A 3,878-nucleotide genomic window follows, 5' to 3' on the forward strand; every position below is an offset into this window, starting at 1 on the left:
CATTGATTTTTTCTGCTTTGCTCGTCAAATAACGCTATTTCGCACCCTATAGCTAAAACCTTATGAAATAATGTTCTTTTTTTGAGCGTTAATTTTTTAGGTTGTACTGTGAAATAGGAGATGTGTGGCTGCTATTCCTACTAACATTCTAATTACTAGTATCTTGTTTAAAAAGTAGACCAATCTCTCATTAGACCCTTTGATAATAAAACGTTACATTTGTTGGGTAACCTTGCGGGATGTTATGACGAACGCAAGACATAGCCGAAAACGTGGAAGTATTTCGATTAGGCTACGAATAAGACCTAGACTATGTAAAACCAGACCAATCCGTTGACCTTACGGTGAGGAAACTGGCTAAGGAGAGCAATTATGACAGCAATGTTGTCAGGCGCAGAGATGGTGGTTCAATCTCTGATAGAAGAGCACGTAGAGCAGATCTTTGGCTACCCTGGTGGGTCTGTTTTGGATATCTACGATGCACTGCATGCCAAAACCGATCAAATCAAACACGTACTTGTAAGGCATGAGCAAGCCGCCACTCATATGGCAGATGGTTACGCTCGAGCTACCGGTAAACCGGGTGTCGTACTTGTGTGCTCGGGGCCGGGCGCGACCAATACCATTACGGGTATTGCAACAGCGTATATGGACTCTATCCCAATGATCGTTATCTCGGGTAACGTACCGAATAGCCTAATTGGTAATGATGCTTTCCAAGAGTGTGACATCGTCGGTGTCTCCCGCCCAGTGGTCAAACACAGCTTTTTAGTAAAAAAAGCGGAAGATATTCCTGAAACAATCAAAAAAGCGTTTTATATCGCGACTACAGGTCGACCTGGTCCAGTTGTGATTGATTTGCCAAAAGATGTGATGAACCCGCAAATCAAACTGCCTTATCAATATCCAGAAACGCTTTCAATGCGCTCTTACAAGCCGACAACGTCGGGCCATAAAGGCCAGATTAAAAAAGCGCTTAAATCGCTATTAGAAGCGAAAAAACCAGTGCTTTATATCGGTGGTGGTGCGGTGATTTCTGGCGCCCATGAACATATTTTAGAGCTTTCCGACAAACTGAACCTACCAGTAGTGAGTACTTTGATGGGCTTGGGGGCATACCCGGGTACACATAAAAACTCACTGGGCATGTTGGGTATGCACGGCACTTACGAAGCTAATATGGCAATGCATGAAGCGGATCTTATTTTTGGTATCGGTGTGCGTTTTGATGACCGTACAACCAACAACCTTGAAAAGTACTGCCCAAACGCAAAAGTGATGCATATTGACATCGATCCGTCATCGATCTCGAAAAACGTGAAAGTGGATTTGCCGATCGTAGGTTCTGCGGAAAAAGTGCTGACAACCATGCTCGGGCTGCTTGCAGAGCAAGGTAGTGGAAATGATCAAGATGCTATCACTGCATGGTGGGATGACATTCAAGTATGGCGTGACCGCAACTGCTTGTCTTATGAAACCTCTCCAGAACGAATCAAGCCACAGCAAGTAATTGAAACGCTGCACAAGCTAACTAATGGTGACGCATATGTGGCGTCTGATGTGGGCCAGCATCAGATGTTTGCGGCGCTGTACTACCCATTCAATAAGCCGCGCCGTTGGATAAACTCTGGTGGTCTTGGCACCATGGGATTTGGTCTTCCGGCTGGCATGGGCGTGAAGTTTGCCATGCCACAAGAAGAGGTCGTGGTTGTGACTGGTGACGGCAGTATTCAGATGAATATTCAAGAATTGTCGACAGCCATGCAATACGACATTCCAGTGAAGATCATCAACCTGAACAACCGATTCTTAGGCATGGTAAAACAGTGGCAAGACATTATTTATCAAGGCCGTCACTCTAATTCTTACATGAGTTCTGTTCCTGACTTTGCAGCGATTGCAGAAGCTTATGGTCACGTCGGTATTCGTATCGAAACGCCTGATCAGCTCGAAGAAGGGCTACAAAAAGCGTTGGATATGAAAGATCGTCTGGTGTTTGTGGACATCAACGTAGACGAAACCGAACACGTATACCCGATGCAAATCAAAGGTGAGGGTATGGATAAAATGTGGCTAAGCAAAACGGAGAGAACTTAATATGAGACACATTATTTCATTGCTATTGGAAAACCAACCAGGTGCGTTGTCTCGTGTTGTTGGTTTGTTCTCTCAACGTGGTTACAACATTGAATCTTTGACGGTGTCACCGACTGATGATGAAACCCTGTCGCGAATGAACATTACCACGACATCTGATGAGATGCAGTTGGAACAAATTCAGAAGCAGTTACACAAATTGATCGATGTGCTGAAAGTGCAAGAAGTCACCGAGTATGAGCACATTGAGCGTGAACTGATGATGGTGAAAGTGAAAGCCAGTGGTTTTGCGCGAGCAGAAGTGAAGCGGACGGCAGACATCTTTCGTGGCCAGATCGTGGATGTCACGGCTTCCCAATACACCGTACAACTTGCGGGTACGAGTGAAAAGCTAGATGCCTTCATTCAAGCGATATCCGAAGTGACCGAAGTTGTCGAAGTTGCTCGTAGTGGTGTCGTTGGCATTGCGCGAGGAGAGCGAGCCCTCAAACCTTAACTCTCTGATTGCATATAGAAAAGCCACTTAATCTAAGTGGCTTTTTTGTTTAGAAAATAACAATTAATGATATAATTGTCGTTTTAGTAAGCATGATAGGCATTAGACGTGTGAAAGTACCTAAGCGAGTCGGCACCTTATTGGCGACAGCACTATTTTTTAGTGCACTCACTGCCGCTTACTACTATCAGAAATATCTGACGTTGTTAGAAAACAATGTTGAGAACACCGCTCAAGAAGCGTTACATCAATTGGCCTATACTGGCCGTGAATACAGCAATATTCAGGATCAAATCGAAACGATCAGTGACCTACTTGGTCACAGCCAAAGTCTGTATGAATATTTGCGCCAACCTAACCGGGTGAACCGTTCCATCTTAGAAGACATGTGGATCTCGGTCGCAATCAATCAAAAGTTGTATAAGCAAATTCGCTTTCTTGATGTTTCTGGTCGAGAAAAAGTGAGGATTAATTATGAGATTGAAACAGGCGCTGCGTTGCCCGCGATCAAATTGCAAAATAAGTCAGAGCGAGATTACTTTCAATTCGCTAAGAACTTAGACGATGGCGAAATCGCTTCGTGGGGGATAGGTTTAGAACGAGAGTATGGCGAGTTAGTCTATCCCTATAGCCCGTCACTGCGCATTTTGATGCCTATTTCGCTTAACGGAAAGCGCGAAGGGTATCTCGTCCTTAATGTTGATATTGACTATTTATCTTCTCGACTCAACTATTCGTCAGTGCTTGATTTCCATATTGAGCTGATTAAAAGTGACGGTTTTTACATTGATAGCCCTAAATCAGCTCGTTTATATGGCCATATAATTCCCGCTCGCTCTCAATTTAATTTTGGCCGGATGTACCCAAACATTTGGCGTAGTTTAAATTCAAAAGATTCGGGCTATGCTTACAATGGTTCGAATTTGGTCGCGTATCGCACCATCCAGTTTGTTTCTAGCGAACCTCTTCATCTGGTTATTGATCTTACCAATGAGCAGTTATTATCCCGAGCTCAGAGGGACATTGATGACTTAATCCAAGAAGCATTTTTTGTTCTAAGTTTGGTGCTCGGCTTCACTTTGCCGACGGCAGCCCTTGCTCTGCATTATCGGCGTCATAGTATGGAATCGAAGTTGGCTCGAGCTGCTCTTGATGGTATGACTGCGGTGATGATCTCGGATGCTTCGCATAGAATCATCATGGTTAATCAAGAGTTTGAAAACATGATGGGTTACTCAACCAAGCATGCCCAAGGTTGGAGTGCACATCATTTAATTCTCTTACC

Annotated in this window: 2 protein-coding genes and 1 pseudogene; all 3 read left to right on the forward strand. The window is 44.2% G+C overall.

The genetic code is table 11. The features are described from left to right. Positions 1 to 372 precede the first annotated feature (372 nt). On the forward strand, positions 373 to 2,097 hold the full coding sequence (locus tag IQR33_RS30065; RefSeq protein ID WP_193837534.1) for an acetolactate synthase 3 large subunit: 1,725 nt from the start codon (positions 373 to 375) through the stop codon (positions 2,095 to 2,097). Between the two features lies 1 nt (position 2,098). Then, positions 2,099 to 2,593, forward strand: a complete 495-nt coding sequence (gene ilvN, locus IQR33_RS30070) for an acetolactate synthase small subunit (RefSeq protein ID WP_005379697.1) — start codon at positions 2,099 to 2,101, stop codon at positions 2,591 to 2,593. A gap of 110 nt (positions 2,594 to 2,703) precedes the next feature. Beyond that, positions 2,704 to 3,878: pseudogene (locus IQR33_RS30075) on the forward strand (diguanylate cyclase); the annotation flags it as partial.

Source organism: Vibrio sp. OPT46 (assembly GCF_015163535.1).
GTDB classification, from domain to species: Bacteria; Pseudomonadota; Gammaproteobacteria; order Enterobacterales; family Vibrionaceae; genus Vibrio; species Vibrio alginolyticus.

What these genes read in the sequence shown, in the direction of transcription:
- IQR33_RS30065 (WP_193837534.1), top strand. Translation starts at nt 373, where the DNA reads ATGACAGCAATGTTGTCAGGCGCAGAGATGGTGGTTCAATCTCTGATA.
- ilvN (WP_005379697.1), top strand. Translation starts at nt 2,099, where the DNA reads ATGAGACACATTATTTCATTGCTATTGGAAAACCAACCAGGTGCGTTG.